We start from the raw sequence: 24,714 nt of genomic DNA, 5'->3' as shown, positions 1-24,714 counted from the left end.
AAAGGGGAGAGATATGAACTCCGAGCGGCTGATTGACAGCTTTGTGACGTTTGCCCAGATAAGTTCGCCGTCGCGCCACGAGGGCGCCATGGCCCGCGTTCTGCAGCCGCTGCTGGAGGAGCTGGGCTTTACGGTGCGCTTCGACGATTCCGCTGCCGCTACCGGCTCCGACACCGGCAATCTGATCGCGCACCTGCCCGGAACGGTGCCCGGCCGCATCGCGTTTTCCGCCCACATGGACACGGTGGAACCCTGCGAGAACATCCAGGTGAAACGGGAAATGCGCCCAGCCGGCAGCTTGGCCCAGCGTCCGGTGGACGCCGCCGGCAACCTGTTTGCCGAGGACGACCTGGTGGAGGTGCTGTGCTCGGCGGGAAACACCATCCTTTCCGGCGACGACAAGGCGGGGCTTGCCGCCATCATCGAGGGGGTGCGCACCACCTTGGAAAAGGGCACGCCGCGCCCCGACATCCAGCTGGTGTTCACCACCTGCGAAGAGCTGAGCCTGTTGGGCGCCTCCGCGCTGCCAGAAGACGCTTTCGCCCCCGGCACCCCTTGTTTCGTGCTGGACGCCAACGGCCGCCCCGGGTCCATCGTCACCCAGGCCCCGTGCCACCTCACGTTCTTCGCCGACTTCTATGGCACAGCGGCCCATGCCGGCATCGAGCCGGAGCATGGCAAGAGCGCCATCCGCATGGCGGCCGCTGCGGTGGATGCCATGCAGCTGGGCCGCCTGAACGACCACACCACCGCCAATGTGGGCTATATCATGGGCGGTTGCACGGTGAACGTGGTGCCGGAGCATTGCGAAGTGCGCGGGGAGTGCCGCTCGCTCATTCGCGAGGAGGCGCTGGCCCAGCGCGACGCCATGACCGCTGCCATGGAGAAGGCGGCCGCCGATGGGGGCGGCACGGTGGAGGTGCGCTGGGAGTTCAGCTACCCGGAGGTGGCCTACGACGCCGAAGATCCGCTGGTCATCCGCATCAAGGACGCCGCCCGATTGGCAGGCCTGGTGCCGCGGCGGGTGAAAACCGGCGGTGGTGCCGATGCCAACGTGATGGGGGAGAAGGGGGCCCGCGCCATCACGCTGGGCATCGGCATGACCGACATCCATTCCGAAGAGGAGTACATCGCCGTCCGCGACATCGAGGGCTGCGCCCGCTTGGTGCAGATGCTGATAGCCCTCTACGCCCGCGATGGCCAGAAGGCGGTCGCCGCCGGTTAAGCGGCCCGTTTCCCGGCATTTGTGAAGCCTTCGTGCCGCTTACCGGCAGCGATGGATACGCCCGGGTGCGTGGCGTTTGACATACTGGTTAACCCTGATAATATGCATCCTCGCGTCTCTATGAGGCGCTTGTTTTTGTGCGCTTTTAACCCAGCGCGCGAAAGTGTGAGATGTAGTAGAAGAAGCGATAAGAAGAAGGAGTTGAGACTTTGCCTACTATCAATCAGCTCGTACGCAAAGGCCGTCAAAAGACGGTCGACAAGTCGAAGACCCCGGCTCTGAAGGGTAACCCGCAGAAGCGCGGCGTGTGCACCCGTGTGTACACCACCACCCCTAAGAAGCCGAACTCGGCACTGCGCAAGGTGTGCCGTGTGCGTCTCGTGAACGGAATGGAAGTGACCGCTTACATTCCCGGCGAGGGTCACAACCTGCAGGAGCACTCGATGGTGCTCATCCGCGGCGGTCGTGTGAAGGACCTGCCTGGTGTGCGTTACAAGGTTATCCGTGCCGCTCTGGACTGCGCCGCTGTTGACAAGCGCAAGCAGGCCCGCAGCCGCTACGGCGCCAAGCGCCCCAAATAAGTAAGCCGTTAAGCCGTGCGGGGCGCTTCGGATAAGCGCCTTAATGGGGAAGAAGGGCTTCCCTCGAAGCACGCAGGAAAAAAGGAGTAAAAGTATGCCGCGTCGTGCAGCAGCTGTCCGCCGTGAAGTAACGCCGGACGCCCGTTACAGCAACCGTCTTGTCACCCAGCTCATCAACAAGGTGTTGCTGGACGGCAAGAAGTCCATCGCCGAGAACATCGTCTACGGTGCCTTCGACATCGTAGCCGAGAAGACCGGGGAAGATCCCCTGACCGTGTTCAAAAAGGCCATGGACAACGTTCGCCCCACCCTTGAGTGCAAGCCCAAGCGTGTTGGCGGCGCCACTTACCAGGTGCCGATGGAAGTGAATTCCCGTCGCGCCACCACGCTGGCCATCCGCTGGATCGTGGACTTCTCGCGCAAGCGCAAGGAGCACACCATGCAGCAGCGCCTTGCCGCCGAAATCATGGACGCTTCCAACAACACCGGCGCCTCCGTGAAGAAGCGCGAGGATATGTACAAGATGGCCGAGGCAAACCGCGCCTTCTCACACTATCGCTTCTAAGAACAGGCAGGATTGACTTTTATGGCTAAAATCGATCTTAAAGATACGCGCAACATCGGTATTATGGCCCACATCGACGCGGGCAAAACCACTACTACCGAGCGCATTCTTTACTACACGGGTAAAACCCACAAGATCGGCGAGGTCCATGACGGTGCAGCCACGATGGACTGGATGGTGCAGGAGCAGGAGCGCGGCGTAACCATTACCGCCGCCGCCACCACTTGCTTCTGGAAATACCCCGGCGGCAAGGCCGACGGCAAAGAGTACCGCTTCCAGATCATCGACACGCCCGGCCATGTGGACTTTACCGCCGAGGTGGAGCGCTCGCTGCGCGTCCTGGACGGCACCGTTGCCGTGTTCGACGCCGTGGCCGGCGTTCAGCCCCAGTCCGAAACCGTTTGGCGTCAGGCCGAGCGTTACCACGTGCCCCGCATCGCTTTCATCAACAAGTACGACCGCGTGGGCGCCGATTTCTTCCATGCCATCCAGACCATGCGCGACCGCCTGGACGCCAACGCCGTTGCCGCCCAGATTCCCATGGGCGCCGAGGACAATTTCTGGGGCGTCATCGACCTGGTCACCATGACCGCGTGGGACTTCAAGGCCGACGAAAAGGGCATGACCTATCCCGAGCCCATGGCCGAGATCCCGGCCGAATTCAAGGACGATGCCGAGATGTACCGTCAGGAGCTTCTGGAGGCCGCCGCCGACTGCGACGACGACCTGATGGAGAAGGTGCTGATGGAGGAAGAGGTGACGGTCGAGGAGTTCAAGGCCGCCATCCGCAAGGGCGTCATCGACTGCAAGATCAACCCGGTGTTCGTGGGTTCTGCCTACAAGAACAAGGGCGTGCAGGAGCTGCTGGACGCCGTGGTGGACTACATGCCCTCCCCGGTGGACATTCCCGCCATCCAGGGCGAGAACCCCGAGACCGGCGCGGAGGAGTCCCGTCCGGCCGATCCGAAGGCGCCGTTCTCGGCTCTGGCCTTCAAGATTATGACCGACCCCTACGTGGGTAAGCTCACCTACCTGCGCGTGTACTCTGGTTCGCTGGATGCCGGCAGCTATGTGCTGAACGCCTCCAAGGATAAGAAGGAGCGTATCGGCCGTCTGCTGCAGATGCACTCCAACCAGCGCGTCGACATCGACAAGTGCGGTGCTGGCGACATCGTGGCCGTGGTGGGCCTGAAGGACACCTCCACCGGCGACACCCTGTGCGCCGAGGACGCCCCGGTCATCCTGGAGTCGATGGAGTTCGCCGAGCCGGTTATCGACATCGCCGTGGAGCCCAAGACCAAGGCCGAGCAGGACAAGATGGGCATCGCCCTTCAGAAGCTGGCCGAGGAAGACCCCACCTTCCGCGTGTCCACCAACCACGAGACCGGCCAGACCATCATCGCCGGCATGGGCGAGCTGCACCTGGAGATCATCATCGACCGCCTGCTGCGCGAGTTCAAGGTTGAGGCCAACGTGGGCAAACCGCAGGTAGCCTACCGCGAGCGCCCCGGCAAAGAGGTCATGGGCGCCGAGGGCAAGTTCGTGCGCCAGTCCGGTGGTCGCGGTCAGTACGGCCACGCCATCATCAACATGTACCCGCAAGAGCCGGGCAAGGGCTACGAGTTTGTCAACAAGATTGTTGGCGGCGTGGTGCCCAAGGAGTACATCCCCGCCATCGACAAGGGCATCCAAGAGGCCCTGCACACCGGCGTTCTGGCCGGCTACCCGGTGGAGGACATCAAGGTGGAGCTAATCGACGGTTCCTACCACGAGGTGGACTCCTCCGAAGCCGCGTTCAAGGTGGCCGGTTCCATGGCCATCAAGGACGCCCTGCGCAAGTCCAACCCGGTTATCCTGGAGCCCGTCATGAAGGTGGAGGTGGAAACTCCCGAGGAGTACACCGGCTTCGTCATGGGCGACATTCCGTCTCGTCGCGGCATGATCCAGGGTCAGGACAAGCGCGGCAACGCGCTGGTGGTGGAGGCCAAGGTGCCCCTGTCCCAGATGTTCGGCTACGCTACCGATCTTCGCAGCGGCACTCAGGGCCGCGCTGTGTACACCATGCAGTTCGACTCCTACGAGCCGGTGCCGAAGAACGTGGCGGAAGAAATTATCAGCAAGGCTGGCGGAAACGCCTAAGGGCGCGCCGCAGCAGCATTATTGGAGGTAAGGTAAGTGGCTAATCAGAAGATTCGCATTCGCCTGAAGGGCTACGATCACGAGATCGTGGATCAGTCCACCAAGCTCATCGTGGACACCGCCCTTAAGACGGGTGCCAAGGTTTCCGGACCTATCCCGCTGCCGACGGAGCGCAACCTGTACTGCGTCATCCGTTCGCCGCATGTGAACAAAGACTCCCGCGAGCAGTTCGAGATGCGCACCCACAAGCGCCTCATCGACATCCTGGAGCCCACCCCCAACACGGTGGACTCCCTGATGCGCCTCGATCTGCCGGCCGGTGTCGACATCGAGATCAAGCTGTAAGGAGGTTTGGGCATGATTAACGCTATCTACGGCAAGAAGCTGGGCATGACCCAGATCTTCGCAGAAGACGACACCGTGATTCCCGTTACGGTTATCCAGGCCGAGCCCAACAAGGTGTGCCAGGTGAAGACCGCTGCCACCGACGGCTACGAAGCGGTGCAGATGGGCTTTGGCGCTATCAAGCCGAAGAAGGTGAACCGCCCCATGGCCGGTCACTTCGCTAAGCAGGGCACCGAGCCGGTGCGCTACCTGCGCGAGGTGCGCGTGGAGGACGCTTCCCAGTACCAGGTGGGCGACACCCAGACGGTGGCCGCTTTCGCCGAGGTGAAGAAAGTGGACGTCACCGGCACTTCCAAGGGCAAGGGCTTCGCCGGCGTTATGAAGCGCTGGGGCTTTGCCGGCGGTCCGGGCGGCCATGGTGCGCACTTCCATCGCGCCCCCGGTTCCGTGGGCCAGTGCGCCACCCCTTCCCGCGTGTTCAAGGGCCTGCACCTGCCCGGCCACATGGGCTGCGAAACGGTTACCGTGCGCAACCTGGAAGTGGTGCGCGTGGACGAGGAGCAGAACCTCATCCTGGTGAAGGGCGCCGTACCCGGCGGCAAGAACGGCATCGTGCGCGTGCGCATGGCTTAATCCGACTTTATCGAGGAGATTTGAATGACTACCATCGAGATCAAAGACGTGAAGGGGGCAGCTGTCGGCACCGCTGAGCTGAGCGACGCAGTGTTTGCCATCGAGCCCCACATGCACGTCATGCATTCCGTGGTGCGCGCGCAGCAGGCCTCTTGGCGCCAGGGCACGCACGACACCAAGACCCGTGGCCAGGTGCGCGGCGGCGGCAAGAAGCCGTGGCGCCAGAAGGGCACCGGCCGCGCCCGTCAGGGTACCATCCGTGCTCCCCAATGGGCCGGTGGCGGTACCGTGTTCGGTCCGCATCCCCGCTCCTACGAGCTGAAGACCAACCGCAAGGAAGTGAAGCTGGCCATGCGCAGCGCCCTTTCCGCCAAGTTGGCCGACGGCGAGCTGATCGTGGTTGACGACTTCGGCTTCGAGAAGCCCTGCACCAAGGACGCGGTGGCTTTCCTGAAGGCCTTCGGCCTGGACGGCAAGCGCATTACGCTGGTGATCGGCGACGAGGACGTGGAGACGTTCCTGTCGTTCCGCAACATCCAGCGCGTGAACATCCTGCCCGCTTCCTGCATGAACACCTACGACTTCCTGGACAACAAGGCGCTCGTGGTGACCAAGCAGGCCCTGGAGAAAATCGAGGAGGTGCTGGCATAATGAAAGACCCCCGCGAGGTAATCATCCGCCCGGTCATCACCGAGCATTCCTACGACCTCATGGAGCACAACACCTACACCTTCGAGGTGGCCAAGGACTCCAACAAGGTTGAAATCGCGCAGGCCATCGAGGCTATCTTCAACGTGAAGGTGGTCAAGGTGAACACCCTGAACGTGAAGCCGAAGCCCAAGCGCGTGCGCTATCATGCGGGCAAAACCCGCACCTGGAAGAAGGCCATGGTGACCCTGAAGGAAGGCGACACCATCGAAATCTTCAGCGCCTAGTGTAGCCAAGCGCTGAGCCAGCTTTCTGACACGGCCCCGAGGTTCAATCATCGAGCCTCGGGGCTTTTTCATGCTCTGGGGGGGGGCGAGGCAAAGGGACAACCCTGATGTCTCATGTTGCATGAGACATCAGGGTTGTCCCTTTGCCTCCCTTCCTTTGCCTCCCTTCTCATTCCCCGGTGGCATTCTCTGATGCGGTAATGGAATTACAGGCCTTGGGTTTGCGGCTCGCGCCTGAGCTTTTGGGCCGGGGCGTTTGCTAGAATGCGAAAGAAGGGGAAGAAAGTCGAGGGGCGGCAAACGGGTGCTTCCGTTTGCTTTCAAGGGGGTGACATCCGTGGACTTGAACTATCTGCGCGAGTTCAAAGAACTGGCGCAAACGCTGAATTACGCCAAAGCGGCCAGCCGGCTTTACATTACGCAGTCTACGCTGAGCAAGCACATCAACGCGCTTGAACGCGAGTTGGGTTGCCGCCTGTTGGATCGCGATCGCCGGAAGGTGGAGCTGACGGAGGCGGGGCGCCGATTCGCCGCCGCATCCATGACCATTATCGACACTTTCGATCGCATGCAGGAAGAGTTGGGGGCCTTGGAGCAGCAGGAGCCGCTGCGAGTAGATGGCGTGCTGTACGACAACACCCTCTCGTCAATTTTTTCTGTTGCCACCATGTTGCTGGAAAGCGCGGGGCTCCCGCCGGTGGATTACTCTCATAAAGCTGAAAAGGACTGCCTGGACCTCCTGATGGAGGATGAGATAGATATCGCGTTTTCGTCCGTGTCTCCGCAGGAGTGCGAGGAGGCTGGTTTCGTTACCATCCCCATGACCCGTACCCGCTTTGTGGGGCTCATGAGTAAAAACCACCCTCTGGCCTCGCGAAAGTTCCTCACCATAGACGCTTTGCGCGATACGTGCCTGCTGAAATTCGCAGACACTTATTCCATCAATGGCTGGACCATTATTGAGCAGCGGTGCAAGGATCGCGGTTTCACGCCCACTTCCCGCACGGTGCTGGGGCGCAATCAGAACAATTACGTGACCACGCCGGTGGGGGAGAATGAGGTTTCCATCCTCTCGTCCAATATCCCCCAGATGCGGTTTTTGAGCGAAGTGGCGCCAGTGGTTGCCTTGCCCTTCACGGACGAGGACGCTTTCTTTCCGCTGTACGCAATATATAAGAGGGACAAGGAAGAGAAGGTGCGGGCGGTGATGGACGTGTACCGCCAAGCCCGCGACATGGTGGTGCATCGAGAGGATTAGCGGGGGTTCGGCATGGCGCCATCCCCGTCCCCTGTCAGCCAGCCCCTACTGTTTCCGTTCCTGCCGGGCTGCCCTGCGGGCGGCTTCTTTCTTTTGCGCGTAGGCTCGCCGTTCGGCCATCTCTCCGGGTTTGTTGGTGGCCTGCGGGTCTTGCACGGCATCAGTGGCGAAATAGCGGGCCATGCGGGTGGATATGGAGTCGGGCGCACTGGGGTTCCAGCCAATGGGGTCCATCTTGAAACGGAATTGCTTGCCTGTCAGAAATTCCTCAAGGGACACCTCGTCCGAAACGGATATCGCCCGCTCGGGGCAGATGGTTTCGCACAGTCGGCATTGCATGCAAAGCGCACTGCGGTGACTGATGCCGAAGGAGCCATCCGACTTGTCGTAGGGGGAAATGGCAGCTGTCGGGCAGAACACAGCGCACATGCGGCAAGAGCGGCAGATGTCGGTGTCCACGCTCACTTGCCCCCACAGCTTGGTGTTGAGCGTTTGCTGGCACGGTTCCCCCAGGGCTTTCAAGCTGTTGAACAACCGCAGACGTCTTTGTGGTACGAAATGGGGGAGGGTGCCATCGCTCTGCACATGCTGGAAGCTCAGTTCCTCGGCCGCGGGTTTGGGGAGCGGGACGGGCGATTCGGAGGGGTTGTCCGAGCGGGAGAGGGCGCTGGCGGCCTGCTGGGGTTCAACTTGGGCCAACGTAAGCTTCTGCAGCGGAACATTACGGCCGAAGCATGCCAGCAGTCGAGCGGCCGACGCCAACGCTGCATCGCATTCCTGGCCGCCGCGCTGGTGGGGGCAATCGCTGCAGTTGCCGCTTATCAGCGTGATGGATACGGCCCCGCGAACGACGGCTTCTACCAAGAACGTTTCGTCGATGCGCCCCAGGCATTCCACTGTAGGACGCGTGCCCGCAGCGGCGGCAGCGGTGGCGCAGGTGAGCACTACGGGGGCGCCGCCTTCCGTGAGCTCCTCGGCCATGGTGCCGAATAGGGCTTCATCGGGTGGATTCTGAGGCTCTAAGCACCCGCTGGGGCACACGGTGGCGCAGGTGCCGCATCCAATGCAGAGCTGCGGGTTTACGGCGATGCCGCCTTCGGGTGCGCGTGAGATGGCCCCGGTGGTGCACACGGCGGCGCAGCGCAGGCACTCTGCCTTGCGATGGCGCACCAGCACGCAGCGATTGCCTTCCACTGCAAGCAGCGGGCTGTTCATCTGGCTGATGATGTACAGCATGTCATCGGTGCGTATCACTGCGCGTCGCCTTCCGCGTTCGCCCCCAAAACGTCGGCCAGGAATTCCCGGTCGGCCTCAAGGAACCCTTCGGTTAGTTGGGCAACGCCCTGGTAGAACTGGGTTTTGCAAAAACGGCGCACATCGGCGGTGAACATGGGCGCCCAAGCAAGCAGGCGCTCGTCCAAGAAGTTGGCCATGGTGGCAATCAGCCGCTGCGCTTCTTTCTCGTCCTCGCTGCGCAGCGCGACGGCGCTTCGCAGGCAAAGTACCCGCATGAACTCCAGCTCTACGGCAATGTGGTCTTCTCCCACGTTCCATTCCGCCTGCTTGTCCAGCCCGCAAGAGCGGTAGATGGCCAGCACCTCATCGCGGGCCTCTTGCATCAGCAGCCGCTTGGGGGAGGTGTAGACCGATTCGTAGGGGTAGGCGCAGGAATACGTGTCCATGCCATCACCCAGGAAGGCCCGGGCGTAATCCACCCCCAGCTTGCGTAGCGGGTCAACCCATTCGTTGCTCAGGTATTTCGCGATGGCGTAATGGCCCGCGTCAATCTTTTCGTTGCCAGACTTCACCGGGTACATGGTGGCGCAAAGGGCCTGAAGGAACTCCTCGTCCACTTCCGTGCGGAAGAAGCGGGAGAGCAGCGCGTAGGTTTCCGACCGTGTTTCGCAAGCATCGGCAAGCTCCTCGAAATCGTTTGCAATTGTTTCTTCGGCCATGGTCTACTCCTCGCTCTCATCGGTGGAATCTGCCAGGTAATCGCGGCCTGCGGCGGTTGCCATCCACGAACCCTGCCAGTCCACGGCGCCCGTCCGCTCAAGTTTGTCCATGAAGTAGGTGGCGTAGCGCTTGGGGTTTTGCGCAGCCTCGTCGGCCAGGATGAAGGGGTCCAGCTGGCCCACCGTTGCTCCGCCATCGAGGGCCGTCTGTTCCAGCACATGGCGATAGAGGTGGGCGTAATGGGGCTCATCGGCGAAGAGGGTGCGGATCTGCTCTAATGGCTGGTAGGCGTCGAAATAGGCGCGCCCCTCGTCGGTGAGGGTCCAGAACACTTCTGGCGGCGGGGCCACCATCCAGAAGTCCTCGCCGTCCACCGTTACCACGTCCGGCTCCCGCTCGATATCCTTGAGAGGCACCCCTTCTTCGTTGGTTTGGCAGATGGCCCCCGCGCGATCCAGCAAATCGCAGAAGGTGGAGGGGGCGTACACCGAGTGATGGTGCTGCTGCAGTTCGGTTATCTGGTCGTTCACCTCTCGGGGCGCCACGGGCTGCTGAGCCAGGTCCATGATGGCCATGAGCACGCGCGTGTGGGGCACCATGCGCTCGAACAGCGTAGAGATGCGCTCCTCGGCGCTTTCCGCCTTGTCGAAGGCGTCTGAGCTGAGCTTGGGGGCGTTGGCCCCCACCGGCAGGCCGTACGGGCCGTCGTCCAGCGTGCCCGGGTCCGCCTCGCCTTCCAGGTCGTCGTCGAAGGCGAAGTCTTGCAATGGGTCGAAGCCCTGCAGCGGGCTGAAATCTTCGTTGCTCATCGATCCCCCAAATCAAACGGTTGCCTTTGTCCGCCCGGCTCTTGGGTCCGCGGCGGTTGTCCGTGCAAGCAGCATACGAAAGCGTGAAACCCAGTGTCAAACTGCTGGTGATGGCGATTCCGCACCGTCTGATTCCGTATGCGAAAGAGCAGCCGCAGCCCTGGGGCGTACAATGCGGGTGTTTAGCCTCGGCGCATTGCGCCCTCGACGGAAGGAGCCGTCATGCCGCTTCCAAGACCTTCAGTGGTGATCAAGGCGTTTCTCGAACCCCAGCTGTGCTCGGAGGCGATGGAGTGCGAATTCAAGCGCAGTTTCATGATCATCGCCCAAAGTCTGGTTGAGCCGCTGCCGGATGAAGAGGCCGGCGAGGGCAACTGCCTGCGCTTGTGCGTGCGCATGCATCGTCCTTATTGGGACTGCACCGACCCCGCTGCCCAGGAGCTGTGGGAGGGTTCGCTCAGCCTGTGGCTGGAAAACCTGCTGCGCAACCTCAACAACACCATGCGCACGTTCAACCAGGTGCTTCACCCGGCAGGAGCCGATAACCTGGACTTCGCTTCGGTGGAGCTGGAGTTCGGCGGCAACGTTTCGGTGCGCTTCGCTCTTGCGGACAACCGGCTTCCGGAAAGTGCTGCCGCGATGGTGGAAGAACTGCGCCGGCTTATGGCCGACGGCTCTTTTGGGGAAGGGGAAGTGGCGACAGTGGCCATCCCTTCGGCTGCCTCTTTGGCGGCGCGAAGGGCAGCGCTAGAGGAGGCCGCGATGGCTGCTGAAGAGTGCGAAGCGGAAGGGGAGGGCGAGCCTGCGCCCGTTTCGGACATCCCGCTCGATTACAACGCCTGGGGCATTTCCTTTTCCGATGGCCGTCAGCAGGAGTATGCCTTCCAAGGGGGAATCAACTGATTCCCGAAAGGAATCACAACGCGCTAGCATTCTCAAACATCGCTTCCTTATTCGCATCCGCCTTCCCATAATGGCCGTTGGGAAGGCGGATGTTTTTGCTCCGGAAGCTGCGGGGCCGTTCGCCAAAGGAAACTCCAAGAGAGAAGGAGGAGGAAATGAGTACGCTAACAATGTCGCGTCGCTCGTTTGTCAAGACTGCCGCAGCCAGTGCGGCCGTCGCTGCCTTCGTCGGTACCGGTGCCCCTTTGCAGGCGCTGGCCGAGGGCGAGGCGAAAACGACGGGCAGCGGCGCTGTCACGCGCATTCGTTCCACCTGCCGTGGGTGCGGCAAGGTGGAATGCGGCGTGTGGGTGTACGTGCAGGACGGCAAGGTAATCCGCACCGAGGGCGACGAGGATTGCTTCCTCACCATGGGCAATCATTGCTCTAAGGGGCAGGCGTCCATTCAGGCGGCTTACCACCCCGATCGCATCAAGTACCCCATGAAGCGCACCAACCCCAAGGGCGACGACGACCCCGGTTGGACCCGCATCACCTGGGACGAGGCCTATCAGACCATCGCCGACAACATTATGGAAATCACCGACAAGTACGGCCGCGAAGCCACCTTCACCTGGTGCGGCACTGGCCGTCAATGGTGCATGCAGTCCGACGCCGGCATGGCGCTCACCCACTTCGGCACCCCCAACATCGTGGCCGCCTACCAGGTGTGCAAGGGCCCGCGCCACTTCAGCTCGCGCTTGGACAACGTGCAGGCCTATTCCTGGTCGGAGCTGATCAACCACTCCACCAAGTTCGTGCAGTGGGCCACCGACCAGTCCATGTCCAACTACGACGATGCTTCCCGTACAGTGGTTGACGTCGCCCGGTGCGCCGATGCGTTTATCTCCGTCGACCCGCGCCAGACCAACCTGGGTCGCACTGCCAAGTACTGGCTGCCCATCCGCCCTGGCACCGACAACGCTCTTGCCCTAGGCTGGTGCCACATCATCCTGAAGAAAGACCTGGTGGACTGGCCGTTCATCAAGCGCTGGTCCAACGCTCCGTTCATCGTAGTGCCCGACATGGACCCCACCGGTTACATGGAGGCGGTGCAAAACGGCGGCTATCCGTGGCAGTACCAAACCCGCTTGCTCACCGAGGCGGACATCGACCCCGCTATGGTGGACTGGGAAGTGGAAGGCGAGGGCGATCCGCAACGCTACCTGGTGTTCGACCAGCTGAACAACCGCTGGACCTACTGGCAGGCCCATCCGGCCGTGGGCGAAGCCCATTGGGAAGGGGAGAACTGGCAGAAGTCCACGTCCTACTTCGATCAGGATCTGTCCCGCCTGCGCGACGACGAGTCGAAGAAGCCTGGCAAGATCTACGACATTTCCGAATTCAATCCGCTGATCGATCCCGCCCTCTACGGCGAGTTCGAGGTGAAGCTGAAGGACGGCAGCACCCATCAGGGCCGCCCGGTTTGGGATTTGTGGGCCGAGTACCTGGAGGGCTTCGACCCCCAGACAGTGTCGGAAATCACCACAGTGGACGCCGACCTCATCGAGATGGCTGTGACCGAATGGGCCACCCGCGACGACCCGCGTATCCCCAACGGCGGCATCAACTACGGCCTTGGCGTCGAGCATGCTGGCAACTCCACCCAGAACTGCCGTGCCATCATGGCCGCCTGCGCCATGGTGGGCGCCATCGACACCCCTGGCGGCCAGCGTGGCGCCACTAACGGCTGGACCACCCAGTCCGGTCCCACGGCCATGATGCCCGGCACCGACATCGGCATCGGCTTCGATCGCTTCCCCATGGACATCTACGATCGCATCGCCGGTTACGAGAAGCACCCGCTGCTGTACTGGTACGCGGTGTGGGCCGACGCCAACGCCACCATGGAGGCGGCGCACCGCGAAACCGATGCGCCGTACCACATCCATGGCGGCATGATTGGCTCTGGCGACCACATGAACATGGGCAACGCTGCCTATAACTGGGAGGCGCTGCTGATGCAGGACTTCCTGTTCGAGGCCAACCTGTGGCACTCGCCCACCTCTGGCGCCGCTGACATTCTGTTGCCGGTGTGCCACTGGCTGGAAATGAATGCCCAGCGCATCGCCCAGGGTTCTGGCGGCAGCTTCAGCCTGTGCGTCCGCGCCGTTGACCCTCCGGGAGAGTGCAAGAGCGACCCGCTGTACTTCATGGAGCTGGCCCCGTACTTCGGTTTGGCCTCCAGCCCCTATCCGGACGACCCGAACTACGAAAAGGCCATGGCTGCTACCGGCAAGACCATCGACATCCTGGCGCTGGAGCACGAGTGCTTCGAGAGCGAATTGAACGGCGGTTGCGCTCCCTACAGCTCCTGGGAGGAGTTCGTGGAGGCCTATCAAGAGCACGGCACCTGGAACATGAAGGAGGTGTTCCCCGACGACTGGGGCACCTATCGTCGCTTCGAGGTGGGCCAGGCTTACCGCAAGGCGCCGCATCAGCAGCCCACGAAGCTGGACATCAACATCCCCGGCTTTCCCACGCCCACGATGAAGCACGAGTTCTGGTGCACCGCCATCGAGTCCCATTATCCCGATGGCGCCGACGGCCCCGAGCTGGCTCCCGGGTTCAAGTCCGAGGCGCTGCCCTATTACGTGGAGCCGGCGCATGGCCCGGTGGCGGACGCGGAAACCTACAAGGAGTACCCGCTCACCTGCATCACCGGCCGTCGCATTCCGGTGTACTTCCACAGCGAGCATCGCCAGCTGCCCTGGTGCCGTGAGCTGTGGCCGGCGCCCCGCATGGAGATCAACCCCGAAACCGCTGCCGAGCTTGGGCTCGACCAGGGCGATTGGGTGTGGATCGAAAGCCCCTGGGGCAAGGTGCGCGAAACTGTGGACCTCTACTACGGCATTCGCCCCGGCATGATCAACGCCGAGCATCAATGGTGGTATCCCGAGCTGGGACAGGCGGACAAGGGCTTCTCGCTCTCCTGCATCAACTGCATCACCGACCGCAATGCCCAGGACAAGTACAATGGCTCGTCCACCGTGCGCTGCTATCCGGTGAAGGTGTACAAGGCCACGGCAGAGAACAGTCCCTTCGGCAACCCCGTGCCCTGCGGCAATGACGGCACGGAAATCATCCACGATGCCTCCGATCCGCGCCTCAAGCTGTGGGAGATCGGCGCCGAGGGCATCCATCCCGACAATTTCGGTGAATAGGGGGAGGAGCGAACATGACCCAGTATTCCATCGTCACCGACCTCGACCGCTGCGTGGGTTGTTTGGCCTGCAGCGTTTCCTGCAAGGTGGTAAACGGCGTTCCCACCGGAAACTTTTGGAACAAGACCCTGCGCATCGGGCCCCACCCCAAAGAGGGCGGCTCCGGTCAGTATCCGGATGTGGAGATGTACTTCCTGAACGTGCAGTGTCAGCACTGCGAGAACCCTGAGTGCGTGAGCGTGTGCCCCACCGAGGCAAGCCACAAGACGGCCGACGGCACTGTGCAGATTGACAAGGAGCGCTGCATCGGCTGCCAGTTCTGCGCTATGGCCTGCCCTTACGGAGTGCGATACCTCAACGAGGAAGAGCGCGTGGTGGAGAAGTGCACCCTTTGCGAGCAGAAGATCTCCCAAGGTGAGCTGCCCCAGTGCGTTTCCCAGTGCTGCGGCATGGCCCGCTGGTTCGGCGATGCCGAACAGGGCATTGAGGGTTTCAAAGGCCCGCGCGGCGAGACTCTCGGCTCATTCCTCAACCCCTTCGACGATTCTCAGGTGTATCGCCTGGTGAACGTGGGCAATGGCCCCTCCATGGCCTATATCATGCGTGAGATGAAATGGCAAGGCATGGCTTAGCCTAGTTAAGCTTCTAGACGGCAGCGGCCGCCGCCCCCTCCGCGGCGGCCGCTTGTTGCAAGACAAAGGGACGACCCTAATGCCTCATATTGCATGAGACATTAGGGTCGTCCCTTTGTCTCTCTTCCTTTGCCTTCCTTTATGTGCGCAGCTGTTATAACGTGTTATAATGACGCCAACGAAAGGAGTTGGCATGACTACGGCTACTCTCACGAAGGTTGGCAACAGCATGGCGGTTGTGCTGCCGAAGGGCCTGCGGCAGCAAGCGGGGTTCGAAGCGGGTGAAAAGCTGAGCATCGACTCGCCGCGCAAGGGAGTGGTGGTGATAACGGCTATTCACGACGACGTTGAAGACCGTCTTGCCCGTCTGGAAAAGGTGGAGGCCCGCATTTCGAAGCGCAGCAGGCTGGCGCCATGGCCAAAAGGCAAGACGGCAGACGATTTCATTCGCGAAGCGCGGGATGCGAGGGCAGATGAAATCGTTTCTCTTTGACGCCAATGCCCTCATTTACTGGGTTAACGAAGGGGCGGAGCCCCATGGCGATGTTTCAGCGCTCATTCGAAAGGCCGTTTCGGAGAATATGCCTGTATTTGCTCTCGCCTCGTCGCTGAACGATGTTTATTACGCTATGCGCCGCCATTATTCGAGCGAGGCGGCTGCGCGCGAATCCGTCCGCGATATTGCCGAGCTGTTCGATTTGGTGGATTTGGCGGGGCCGTTTGTCTTCGAGGCCCTTGATTCCGACGAGCCTGACTATGAGGATGGGCTCATCCGCGCTGCCGCCGAGGCGTTACAGGTGAGCGCCATCGTTTCCTATGACAAAAAGGCTTTCCAGCGGTCGGTTGTCCCCAGGATAACCGCCGCCGAAGCTCTGACAAAAACGATTGTTTAGCCCAGGGCCACGTCCAGCACCATCATGAGGGTGAAACCCAGGGCCACGCCGATGGTGCCGATGTTGGTGTGGGTGCCCATTTGGGTTTCGGGGATGAGCTCTTCCACTACCACGTAAATCATGGCGCCGGCGGCAAATGCCAGGATAAAGGGAAGGAAGGGCTGCAGGATGCCGGCGATGGCCAGCATGATGAGGGCCCCCAGCGGCTCCACGGCGCCGCTGCCCACGCCGTAGGCGAAGGCGCGCCTCTTCGACAAGCCGTTGCCCAACAAAGGCGCCGCCACTATGGCTCCTTCCGGCACGTTTTGAATGGCGATGCCGATGGCCAGCGCCGCCACCGCCGCCAGGCTCATGCCGGCGTCTCCCGCTAGCCATCCCGCCAGCACCGCGCCCACCGCCATACCCTCGGGCAAGTTGTGCAGGGTTACGGCGAAGATGAGCATGGTGGGCTTCTTGAGCGCGCTGGGCGGCCCTTCCACTTCTTCGTCCAGGTGCATGTGGGGCAGCAGGTGGTCGAAGGTGAGCAACATGCCCACCCCCAAGAGGAAGCCCACGGCGGCCGGCAGCCAGCCCACCATGCCCTGGGCCTCGGCCGACTCGATGGCGGGCGCGATGAGGCTCCACACGCTGGCGGCGATCATCACGCCGGCGGCAAATCCCAGAAGCGCCTTTTGCACGGAGGGGCGCATCTCCCGTTTCATGGTGAGGGAAAACGACGCCCCCAGCGCCGTGCCCATAAACGGCAGCAGCAGCGCCAGCAAGATGCCCAATGCGGTTTCGTCCATAGTCCCTCCTGTGAAGCTCGCGGTTTTGGCAAAACCTTAGGGCAACGGGGGCCCCGCCGCATCGTGCGCAGCAATCTGTGACGTAATTGCTGCGAATCGGACACGCTCGGACGTGCGTCCACCCCCGTGAGGGGCGGGCAGTTCAGGCGCAGGCGGTAACTGTTGGGTGTGGATATGGTTGAATCCCCAAGCTTGCTTGGGCGCCGGCGCCTTCGATGCGCTAGAATAGCGCGGATATTGATTCGCGGGGCCGGCGCTGCGGCGCTGGGGGCCCGCCTTACGGCAGAGGAGACCGAACCGATGAAAGTCAACATGCGCAAGACCAGCGACAACACGCTGCGCCTGGAGTGCGTTGCCAATGAGAAGGAAGTGGGCCACGTGCTGGACATGGCCAGCTGGGCGTTTGCCGAGGCCAACGGCGTGCAGCCGCAACCGGGCAAAACCGTGGGCCAGTGCTGCCAGGAGCAGTTGGGCATTAAGAACCTGGACTCGCTGGTGGAGAAGGATGCGGTGGAGCTTCTGCCCCCCTTCGCGCTGGACGAGAAGGAAATCATCCCCGCCTGGCCCCCTAAGCCCATCATCGACGGCGCCCTGAAGCGCGGCGACAGCTTCCGGTTTGTCATAAACGTCACCACCAAGCCCGAGTACGAGCTCACCTCCTATAATCCCATCACCATCGATGTGCCCCCCTTCCGCTTTGACGACAGTGTGGTGGAGGCTCAGCTGAACCAGATGGTGCAGGGCTTCCCGCAGTTCGAGACCGCCGACCCCAAGCCGCTGGAAATGGGGGACAACTGCCTGATCGCCCTCAAGTGCTTCGAGGACGGCGAAGAGCTGAAGAACCTCACCACCGAAAGCCGCTCCTACAAGCTGGGGGTGGGCTACATGCCCCCCAGCTTCGACGAGGGGCTGCTGGGGATGCAGCCGGGCGACGAGAAGGAATTCACCTTCAAGGCCCCGGGCGTGGACGCCGAGGGCAAACCCACCGAAAACGATGTGCAGGCTCAGGTACGCATCATCGAGATTCAGAAGCCGGTGGCCCCCGAACCCAACGACGAGTGGGTGTCCATGAACTTCCCCATGTACTCGTCGCTGCAGGCCCTGAAAGACGACATGACCCTCACCATGAGCATGCAGGCGCGCCGCGAGTACGACCAGCAGGTGGAGGGCATGGCCATCGCCGAAGCCGCAAAGCGCTTCACCGGCAAAATTTCCGATGAGATGTACGAGCGCACCCGCGAGGCCATAATCCAGAACCTGCAGCAGGAAGTGGCCCAGCAGGGCATGAGCTGGGAGCAGTTCATGCAGCAGAACGGCGGCGAGCAGCAGATGGGCATGATGCTGATGCTGCAAACCCGCGAGATGCTGGTGCAGGGCTTCACGCTGGATGCCATTTACCGTCACGAGAAGTTGAAGATTGGCGACAACGACCTGCTGAAGGCCTGCAACACCATGAACCCCGGCGCCGACCCGCGCCAAACCCTGGCCCGCTTCAAGGACGGCGGCCGCATGTTCGCCCTGCGCGAAACCGCCCAGCGCATGAAGGCGGCCCAGTGGCTGGTGTCCACCGGCACCATCAACCCCCTGGGCGACCCCACCGCCGCCGTGGTTTCCCCCACGGCGCAGGAAGTGGCCGACGCCCTGAAGGAATCGGACATCTCGCTGCACTAGCGCGAGGCAAAAAGGCAGAAGGCGAAGGGCCGCCGAAACCGGCGGCCCTTGTACTTTCTGCCCCGAGAAGAAATGGGAGAACCCCCATGCTGGGCAAAACTCTGCTGATAGCCAATCCCGCCGCCCAAAACGGCGAAGGGGCCCGGGCGGCCCGCGAGGTGGCGGGGCTGCTGAAAGAGCGGCTGGGGGAGGGCCGGCTGGAAGTGAGCACCACCCTTTATCCCTATCATGCAGCTGAGATTGCCGCGAGTGCCCGGGGGTTCGATTCGGTGGTGGCGCTGGGAGGTGACGGCATCATCCACGAAACCGTCAACGGCCTCATGAAGGTGGACGCCGCCGAGCGCCCCGCCCTGGGGGTTGTGCCGGTGGGCTCGGGCAATGACTTCGCCAAAACCCTGCGCATATCCCCCAAACTGCCCCAGGCGGTGGCCCAGCTGGCCGACGCGCAGCCGGTGCCGATGGATTTGGGCCTGGTGAACGGCCGCTTCTTCGTGGAAACCCTGTCGTTCGGACTGGACGCCGCCATTGCGCTGGATACCGTGCAGCGGCGCCAGCGCACCGGCGCTACCGGTACAAAGCTGTATTTGGCCGCCGCTCTCGACCAGCTGATCAACCACCTGGAGCGCTACCGCTACCGCATCGCGCTGGACGGCGGCGCGGCCGAGAGCGGCGAGATGTATCTGATGGCAGTGCAAAACGGCATCACCTACGGCGGCGGGTTCGCCATCTGCCCCCACGCGTCGCTCGCCGACGGCCAATTCGACATTTGCATCGCCCGGCCGCCGCTGGCCAAGCCCAAGGCGGTGGCGGTGCTGCTGATGGCCAAGGACGGCCACCACATGGGCTTCAAGAACCTGCAGTTTTCCCGTGCCCGGGAAGTGGAGGTAACCTTCGACCGCTCGGTGCCCGCCCAGGTAGACGGCGAAGACCTCACCGGCAGTAGCTTCCGCGTCTCGATGGCGCCCCGCGCCCTCAAGGTGCTGGCACCAAAGGGCTGGCAGAGCAACAGCGCCTTCAGCCAGCGCCCGGAAGGGTATCCGGCCCCGGTGCCCGTAACGGGGAAGTACGTCGATGTGCCCGCGCAGTGAGGCCGCATTCCTGCCCCTGACGCGGCAGGAGGCAAGTGCCCGCAGTTGGGATGAGGTGGATTTCGTCTACGTCACCGGCGATGCCTATGTGGACCATTCCTCGTTCGGCACCGCCATCATCGCGCGGCTTTTGGAAGCCAAGGGTTTCCGGGTGGGCATCATCGCCCAGCCGGATTGGAAAGACCCCGCCTCTGTAACCGAGTTTGGCCAGCCGCGGTTGGGCTTTCTGGTGTCCGCCGGCAACATGGATTCCATGGTGAACCACTACACGGTGGCCAAGAAGCGCCGCCACCAGGACGCCTACACCCCTGGCGGCGCGCCGTTTCGCCGACCCGATAGGGCGGTGGTGGCCTACAGCCAGCTGATCCGCCGCACCTACAAGCACGCTCCCATCATCTTGGGCGGGGTGGAGGCCAGCCTGCGGCGGTTGGCCCATTACGACTACTGGGCCGACAAGATGAAGCGCTCGGTGCTGCTGGACGCTGGCGCCGACCTCATCTCCTACGGCATGGGGGAGCGTTCCATCGTGGCCATCGCCGAGGCGCTGGAAAGCGGCCTTGCGGTGGGCGACCTCACCTTCATCCCTGGTACGGTGTACCGCGCCAAAACCACTGATAACCTGGTGGATTTCCAGATGCTGCCCAGCTGGCAGGAGGTGAGCGAAAGCAAGCGCGCCTACGCCGCCAGCTTCGCCGTCCAGTACGCCAACAGCGACCCCTTCACCGCCAAAACCCTGGTGGAAGACTACGGCCGCGAAGGGCTGGTGGTGCAGAACCCGCCGGCCGAACCCTTAAGCACCGCCGAGATGGACGCCGTGTATCGGCTGCCCTTCGCGGGCACCTGGCACCCGTCCTACGACGAGGCCGGGGGAGTGCCGGCCCTGGCCGAGGTGCAGTTCTCCCTCACCTCCAACCGCGGCTGCTTCGGGGAATGCGCCTTTTGCGCCCTCACGTTCCATCAGGGGCGCATCGTTTCCGCCCGCAGCCACGAATCGCTTTTGGAAGAGGCACGGGCCATGACGGCCCACCCCGATTTCAAAGGGTATATCAATGATGTGGGCGGCCCCACCGCCAACTTCCGCGCTCCCGCCTGCGCCAAGCAGCTGAAGGCGGGCGCCTGCACGGACAAGCGCTGCCTGTCGCCAGTGCCCTGCAAGGCGCTGAAGGCCAGCCACAGCGACTACACGCTCCTTTTGCGCAAGCTGCGGGCGCTGCCGGGGGTGAAGCGGGTGTTCGTGCGCAGCGGCATCCGCTTCGACTACGTGATGGAAGACCCCAAAGGCGGCGAGTTTTTGCACGAGCTGGTGGCCCATCACGTGTCCGGCCAACTGCGAGTGGCCCCCGAGCACGTGTCCCCGGCAGTGCTGGAGGCCATGGGCAAGCCGCCGCGGGAGGTGTACGACCGTTTCTGCGAGGCCTTCCGCAGCGAAACCGAAGCGGTGGGCAAAAAGCAGTACGTGGTGCCCTACCTGATGAGCTCGCACCCTGGCTCTACCTTGAAAGAAGCGGTGGAGCTGGCGGAATACGTGCGGGACATGGGGTTCAACCCCGAACAGGTGCAGGATTTCTACCCCACTCCCTCAACGGTGGCCACCTGCATGTACCACACTGGGCTGAACCCCCATACCATGCAGCCCATCTACGTGCCCAAAACCCCGCACGAGAAGGCGCTGCAGCGGGCGCTCATCCAGTACCGCAACCCCGCCAACTGGGAACTGGTGCGCGAGGCGCTGCTGAAGGCCCATCGCCCCGATCTCATCGGCTGGGGGGAGAAGTGCCTCATCCGCCCGAAGCGCCCGAAGGCAGAAGGGGGGAAGGGCAGCGCGCCGAAGGGCGGCCGGCCCCGCGGTGGGGGGAAACCACCGAAGGGGAATCCGCCGCGGCCCCGCGCCAGCGCCGGCGGCCGCCAGGGCGGGCGCCCTCCCAAGGCCAATGGCCACAAGGGAGGCATCCGTTAGGGGCGCCTTTGTGGCAACCTTGTGACATTCGCCGAAAACCGAAAATACATCTTGCCCCGCAAATCTCCGCTATTTATACTATCGGGTTGCGTCTGTGTGCGTTATGGACACACCCGGACGCGTGGACAAGCGGCGTCGCGATGGAGAGCCTCCATCTTCACCGATCGGCAATCGCCTGTTCACCCTAGTAGGGGATCTTCCGGTGTGCGGAGAGGCGCGCGAGCGGAAGTTCCGAAGAAGGGGCCCGGCCCGAAGGTAGTTGCCGTTACCAGCTATCGGATGGCGAGTGGTCCAAAGTAGAAAGGTTGTGTTACTGTGGGTATCAAACAGTACAAGCCGACGAGCCCCGGACGTCGTTTCCAGACGGTCTCGGATTTCTCCGAGATCACCACTTCGACTCCGGAGAAGTCTCTGCTGGCACCGAAGCCGAAGAAGGCGGGCCGCAACAATAACGGCCGGGTGACCACCCGTCACCAGGGCGGCGGCAACAAGCAGCGCTACCGCATCATCGACTTCAAGCGGAACAAAGATGGCGTGCCGGCCAAGGTGGCCACCATCGAGTACGACCCCAACCGTTCCGCCCGTATCGCTCTGCTGCACTACGTTGACGGCGAGAAGCGCTACATCATTCACCCCAAGGGCCTGAAGGTGGGCGACATCGTGGTTTCCGGCCCCGATGCCGACATCAAGCCCGGCAACACCCTGCCGCTGGCCAACATCCCCGTTGGTACGCTCATCCACAACGTTGAGCTGCAGCCGGGCAAGGGCGCTGCCATCGCTCGCTCCGCGGGCACTTCCATCCAGCTCATGGGCAAGGAAGGCAACTACGCCATCCTGCGCATGCCTTCCTCCGAGATGCGCCGCGTGCTGATCACCTGCCGCGCCACCGTGGGCGAGGTGGGCAACGCCGAGCACTCCAACATCAAGATCGGCAAGGCTGGCCGCAATCGCTGGAAGGGCATCCGTCCCTCCGTTCGCGGTACCGTTATGAACCCTGTGGATCACCCCCATGGCGGCGGCGAGGGCAAGAACAAGTCCGCTGGCCGTCACCCGGTTACCCCCTGGGGCGTTCCTACCAAGGGCCATCGCACCCGCAACCCGAAGAAGGCCTCTAGCCGCCTGATCATCCGTCGCCGCAAGAAGTAGCGGATAAGACTTAAGGAGTAAGAATGAGTCGTAGCCTGAAAAAAGGTCCTTACGTCGAACCGCGCCTGCTTGCCCGCATTGAGGCAATGAACGCGGCCGGCGAGAAGAACGTCATCAAAACCTGGTCTCGCGCCAGCACCATCTTCCCGGACATGGTGGGCCACACCATCGCCGTGCACGATGGCCGCAAGCACGTGCCGGTTTACGTTACCGAATCCATGGTCGGGCACAAGCTCGGCGAGTTTGCCCCCACGCGTACCTTCAAGGGTCACGCGGCCGATAAGAAGAAGCGATAGGAGAGGGAATCATGGAAGTAAGAGCAGTTGCGCGCTTCGTCCGCGTGAGCCCTCGCAAGGCCCGCATCGTTGTGGACCTCATCCGCGGCAAGTCCGTGGCCCAGGCCCAGGAGATTCTGGCCTTTACCAACCGCGGCATTGCCGAAACCGTGGAGAAAACCCTGAACTCCGCCGTGGCCAACGCCGAGCACAACAACCAGCTGAACCCTTCGACCTTGTTCGTCAAGGCCGCCTATGTGGACGAAGGCCCCACCCTGAAGCGCATTCGTCCCCGCGCCAAGGGCTCTGCGTCGCGCATTCGCAAGCGCACTAGCCACATCACCATCGTTGTCGCACCGCGAGAGGAGGCCTAAGTTCATGGGTCAGAAAGTAAGCCCTACTGGGTTCCGTCTCGGCATCACCGAGGATTGGCGCAGCCGCTGGTACGCCGGCAAAGACTACGCCGAAACCCTTGAGAACGACCTTGCCATCCGCAAGTTCCTGGACAAGTACCTGGCCCGTGCCGCCGTGTCCCGCGTGGACATTGAGCGCGCTGGCGACAAGATCAAGGTGTCCATCACCACCGCCCGTCCCGGCGTGGTGATCGGCAAGAAGGGCGCCGAGATCGACGTGCTGCGCAAGAAGCTGGACAAGATCGCTAACGGCCCCGTGTCCATCGAAGTGGTTGAGGTGAAGCGCCCCGAGCTGGACGCCGAGCTGATCGCCCAGTCGGTGGCCGAGCAGCTGGAAGGCCGCGTGGCTTTCCGTCGCGCCATGCGCAAAGCGGTGCAAGCCGCCATGAAGTCGGGCGCCAAGGGCATCCGCATCCAGTGCTCCGGCCGTCTGGGCGGCGCTGAGATGAGCCGCCGCGAGTGGTACCGCGAAGGCCGTGTGCCGCTGCACACCCTGCGCGCCAAGATCGACTACGGTTTCTCCATTGCCACCACCACCTACGGCGCCATCGGCGTGCAGGTGTGGGTGTATCACGGAGACGTGCTGCCGGGCCAGAAGGCTCCCCAGCCGGCTCTGGAAGGCAGCAGTCGTCCCAACAACCGCAATCGCCGCAACGATCGTCGTGAAAGGGGGCAGAAGTAAATGCTCGTACCTAAGCGCGTGAAGCACCGCAAGGTGCAGCGTGGTTCCATGAAGGGCAACGCCAAGGGCGGCACCCGGCTGAACCACGGCTCCTACGGCATCCAGGCCCTGGAGCCCCACTGGATTACCAACCGCCAAATCGAGGCTGCCCGTATCGCCATGACCCGTCACATGAAGCGTGGCGGCAAGGTGTGGATCACCATCTTCCCGGACAAGCCCATCACCTCCAAGCCGGCTGAAACCCGCATGGGTTCCGGTAAGGGCAACCCCGAAGGCTGGGTGGCTGTGGTGAAGCCCGGCCGCATCATGTTCGAAATCGACGGCGTTGATGACGAGGTGGCCCGCGAGGCCCTGCGCCTGGCCATCAACAAACTGCCCATCAAGTGCAGGATCGTCACTCGTGAAACGGAAGGGCAGGAATAGATGAAAGCAGCAGAGATTCGTGAGCTTTCTGCCGAAGACCTGCAGGCAAAGCTGAAGGACGCCCGTGCAGAGCTTTTCAACCTGCGTTTCCAAATGGCCACCAGCCAGCTGGACAACACTGCACGCGTGAAGCAGGTTAAGAAGGACATCGCGCGCATCCTCACCGAGATGCGTGCTCGTGAACTGAGCGCGTAGGC

The 24,714-nt window shown here is 62.6% G+C and carries 27 protein-coding genes; 23 read left to right on the top strand and 4 right to left on the bottom strand.

What is annotated here, in order from left to right:
* The first annotated feature begins 13 nt into the window (after nucleotides 1-13).
* From DMP11_RS04790 to DMP11_RS04750, 9 genes are all read left to right on the top strand, one after another.
* Entirely contained in the window at nucleotides 14-1,225 is a 1,212-nt protein-coding gene (locus DMP11_RS04790) for a M20/M25/M40 family metallo-hydrolase (RefSeq protein ID WP_123185369.1), read from the top strand.
* A gap of 209 nt (nucleotides 1,226-1,434) precedes the next feature.
* A complete protein-coding gene (gene rpsL, locus DMP11_RS04785) occupies nucleotides 1,435-1,806 on the top strand; it encodes a 30S ribosomal protein S12 (RefSeq protein WP_123185368.1) in 372 nt (123 codons plus the stop codon).
* 94 nt (nucleotides 1,807-1,900) lie between these two features.
* Entirely contained in the window at nucleotides 1,901-2,371 is a 471-nt protein-coding gene (gene rpsG, locus DMP11_RS04780) for a 30S ribosomal protein S7 (RefSeq protein WP_123185367.1), read from the top strand.
* A gap of 21 nt (nucleotides 2,372-2,392) precedes the next feature.
* Nucleotides 2,393-4,510, top strand: a complete 2,118-nt coding sequence (fusA, locus tag DMP11_RS04775; RefSeq protein ID WP_123185366.1) for an elongation factor G — start codon at nucleotides 2,393-2,395, stop codon at nucleotides 4,508-4,510.
* 36 nt (nucleotides 4,511-4,546) lie between these two features.
* Complete coding sequence (rpsJ, locus tag DMP11_RS04770) at nucleotides 4,547-4,855, top strand: 30S ribosomal protein S10 (RefSeq protein WP_123185365.1); 309 nt, start codon at nucleotides 4,547-4,549, stop codon at nucleotides 4,853-4,855.
* Nucleotides 4,856-4,867: 12 nt separating this feature from the next.
* Nucleotides 4,868-5,488, top strand: coding sequence for a 50S ribosomal protein L3 (gene rplC / locus DMP11_RS04765; protein ID WP_123185364.1), 621 nt, complete (start codon nucleotides 4,868-4,870; stop codon nucleotides 5,486-5,488).
* 24 nt (nucleotides 5,489-5,512) lie between these two features.
* Nucleotides 5,513-6,139 carry a 50S ribosomal protein L4 gene (gene rplD, locus DMP11_RS04760; protein WP_123185363.1) on the top strand — a complete coding sequence of 209 codons (627 nt, stop codon included), beginning with the start codon at nucleotides 5,513-5,515 and terminating at the stop codon, nucleotides 6,137-6,139.
* Nucleotides 6,139-6,423 (top strand): 50S ribosomal protein L23, encoded by a 285-nt coding sequence (rplW, locus tag DMP11_RS04755; RefSeq protein ID WP_123185362.1) that lies wholly within the window; start codon nucleotides 6,139-6,141, stop codon nucleotides 6,421-6,423. The genes rplD and rplW overlap by 1 nt, the downstream gene beginning before the upstream one ends.
* Nucleotides 6,424-6,760: 337 nt before the next feature.
* Nucleotides 6,761-7,681, top strand: a complete 921-nt coding sequence (locus DMP11_RS04750) for a LysR family transcriptional regulator (RefSeq protein WP_161555300.1) — start codon at nucleotides 6,761-6,763, stop codon at nucleotides 7,679-7,681.
* A 45-nt stretch (nucleotides 7,682-7,726) separates the two neighbouring features.
* Here DMP11_RS04750 and DMP11_RS04745 read toward each other — a convergent pair whose 3' ends face one another.
* Genes DMP11_RS04745 through DMP11_RS04735 form a run of 3 tightly spaced genes read right to left on the bottom strand, consistent with a single transcriptional unit; the run spans nucleotide 7,727 to nucleotide 10,446 of the window.
* Nucleotides 7,727-8,935 (bottom strand): 4Fe-4S dicluster domain-containing protein, encoded by a 1,209-nt coding sequence (locus tag DMP11_RS04745; RefSeq protein ID WP_123185360.1) that lies wholly within the window; start codon nucleotides 8,933-8,935, stop codon nucleotides 7,727-7,729.
* Nucleotides 8,932-9,636, bottom strand: coding sequence for a TorD/DmsD family molecular chaperone (locus DMP11_RS04740; protein ID WP_123185359.1), 705 nt, complete (start codon nucleotides 9,634-9,636; stop codon nucleotides 8,932-8,934). The genes DMP11_RS04745 and DMP11_RS04740 overlap by 4 nt, the downstream gene beginning before the upstream one ends.
* Before the next feature lie 3 nt (nucleotides 9,637-9,639).
* Nucleotides 9,640-10,446, bottom strand: a complete 807-nt coding sequence (locus DMP11_RS04735; protein WP_123185358.1) for a hypothetical protein — start codon at nucleotides 10,444-10,446, stop codon at nucleotides 9,640-9,642.
* A 222-nt stretch (nucleotides 10,447-10,668) separates the two neighbouring features.
* On the opposite strand from DMP11_RS04735, the gene DMP11_RS04730 reads away from it, so the two are divergent.
* The 5 genes from DMP11_RS04730 to DMP11_RS04710 all read left to right on the top strand — a co-directional run bounded on the left by DMP11_RS04730 (nucleotide 10,669) and on the right by DMP11_RS04710 (nucleotide 16,077).
* Nucleotides 10,669-11,349 (top strand): hypothetical protein, encoded by a 681-nt coding sequence (locus tag DMP11_RS04730; protein WP_136846098.1) that lies wholly within the window; start codon nucleotides 10,669-10,671, stop codon nucleotides 11,347-11,349.
* A 155-nt stretch (nucleotides 11,350-11,504) separates the two neighbouring features.
* Complete coding sequence (locus tag DMP11_RS04725; protein WP_123185356.1) at nucleotides 11,505-14,552, top strand: molybdopterin-containing oxidoreductase family protein; 3,048 nt, start codon at nucleotides 11,505-11,507, stop codon at nucleotides 14,550-14,552.
* A 14-nt stretch (nucleotides 14,553-14,566) separates the two neighbouring features.
* Nucleotides 14,567-15,184 (top strand): 4Fe-4S dicluster domain-containing protein, encoded by a 618-nt coding sequence (locus DMP11_RS04720; protein ID WP_123185355.1) that lies wholly within the window; start codon nucleotides 14,567-14,569, stop codon nucleotides 15,182-15,184.
* A 193-nt stretch (nucleotides 15,185-15,377) separates the two neighbouring features.
* The gene (locus DMP11_RS04715; RefSeq protein WP_123185354.1) at nucleotides 15,378-15,677 is read left to right on the top strand and encodes an AbrB/MazE/SpoVT family DNA-binding domain-containing protein; all 300 of its coding nucleotides are present in this window, start codon (nucleotides 15,378-15,380) and stop codon (nucleotides 15,675-15,677) included.
* Entirely contained in the window at nucleotides 15,658-16,077 is a 420-nt protein-coding gene (locus DMP11_RS04710; protein ID WP_136846097.1) for a type II toxin-antitoxin system VapC family toxin, read from the top strand. Before DMP11_RS04715 ends, DMP11_RS04710 begins: the two co-directional genes overlap by 20 nt.
* Here the strand turns inward: DMP11_RS04710 and DMP11_RS04705 are convergent.
* The gene (locus DMP11_RS04705; RefSeq protein ID WP_123185352.1) at nucleotides 16,074-16,862 is read right to left on the bottom strand and encodes a ZIP family metal transporter; all 789 of its coding nucleotides are present in this window, start codon (nucleotides 16,860-16,862) and stop codon (nucleotides 16,074-16,076) included. The genes DMP11_RS04710 and DMP11_RS04705 overlap by 4 nt on opposite strands.
* 300 nt (nucleotides 16,863-17,162) lie before the next feature.
* Between DMP11_RS04705 and DMP11_RS04700 the strand changes: the two genes are divergently transcribed.
* The 9 genes from DMP11_RS04700 (at nucleotide 17,163) to rpmC (ending at nucleotide 24,712) form a co-directional block, all read left to right on the top strand.
* On the top strand, nucleotides 17,163-18,533 hold the full coding sequence (locus DMP11_RS04700; RefSeq protein ID WP_161555299.1) for a trigger factor: 1,371 nt from the start codon (nucleotides 17,163-17,165) through the stop codon (nucleotides 18,531-18,533).
* 86 nt (nucleotides 18,534-18,619) lie between these two features.
* Nucleotides 18,620-19,621 carry a diacylglycerol/lipid kinase family protein gene (locus DMP11_RS04695; RefSeq protein WP_123185350.1) on the top strand — a complete coding sequence of 334 codons (1,002 nt, stop codon included), beginning with the start codon at nucleotides 18,620-18,622 and terminating at the stop codon, nucleotides 19,619-19,621.
* Entirely contained in the window at nucleotides 19,605-21,578 is a 1,974-nt protein-coding gene (locus tag DMP11_RS04690; protein WP_123185349.1) for a YgiQ family radical SAM protein, read from the top strand. Before DMP11_RS04695 ends, DMP11_RS04690 begins: the two co-directional genes overlap by 17 nt.
* A 315-nt stretch (nucleotides 21,579-21,893) precedes the next feature.
* Complete coding sequence (rplB, locus tag DMP11_RS04685) at nucleotides 21,894-22,724, top strand: 50S ribosomal protein L2 (RefSeq protein WP_123185348.1); 831 nt, start codon at nucleotides 21,894-21,896, stop codon at nucleotides 22,722-22,724.
* A 23-nt stretch (nucleotides 22,725-22,747) separates the two neighbouring features.
* On the top strand, nucleotides 22,748-23,020 hold the full coding sequence (gene rpsS / locus DMP11_RS04680; protein ID WP_123185347.1) for a 30S ribosomal protein S19: 273 nt from the start codon (nucleotides 22,748-22,750) through the stop codon (nucleotides 23,018-23,020).
* Nucleotides 23,021-23,031: 11 nt separating this feature from the next.
* Nucleotides 23,032-23,373 (top strand): 50S ribosomal protein L22, encoded by a 342-nt coding sequence (rplV, locus tag DMP11_RS04675; RefSeq protein WP_123185346.1) that lies wholly within the window; start codon nucleotides 23,032-23,034, stop codon nucleotides 23,371-23,373.
* A 4-nt stretch (nucleotides 23,374-23,377) separates the two neighbouring features.
* Nucleotides 23,378-24,094: a 30S ribosomal protein S3 gene (gene rpsC / locus DMP11_RS04670; protein WP_123185345.1), complete on the top strand. Its 717-nt coding sequence runs from the start codon at nucleotides 23,378-23,380 to the stop codon at nucleotides 24,092-24,094.
* On the top strand, nucleotides 24,095-24,517 hold the full coding sequence (gene rplP / locus DMP11_RS04665; RefSeq protein ID WP_123185344.1) for a 50S ribosomal protein L16: 423 nt from the start codon (nucleotides 24,095-24,097) through the stop codon (nucleotides 24,515-24,517). It begins immediately after the preceding gene.
* Entirely contained in the window at nucleotides 24,518-24,712 is a 195-nt protein-coding gene (rpmC, locus tag DMP11_RS04660; RefSeq protein WP_123185343.1) for a 50S ribosomal protein L29, read from the top strand.
* Nucleotides 24,713-24,714: the final 2 nt, after the last annotated feature.

It is taken from the genome of Parvibacter caecicola, from assembly GCF_003725335.1.
Taxonomy (GTDB): Bacteria; Actinomycetota; Coriobacteriia; order Coriobacteriales; family Eggerthellaceae; genus Parvibacter; species Parvibacter caecicola.
Note: the sequence above shows the minus strand (reverse complement) of the source record. Positions and strands in the feature narration are given on the sequence as shown.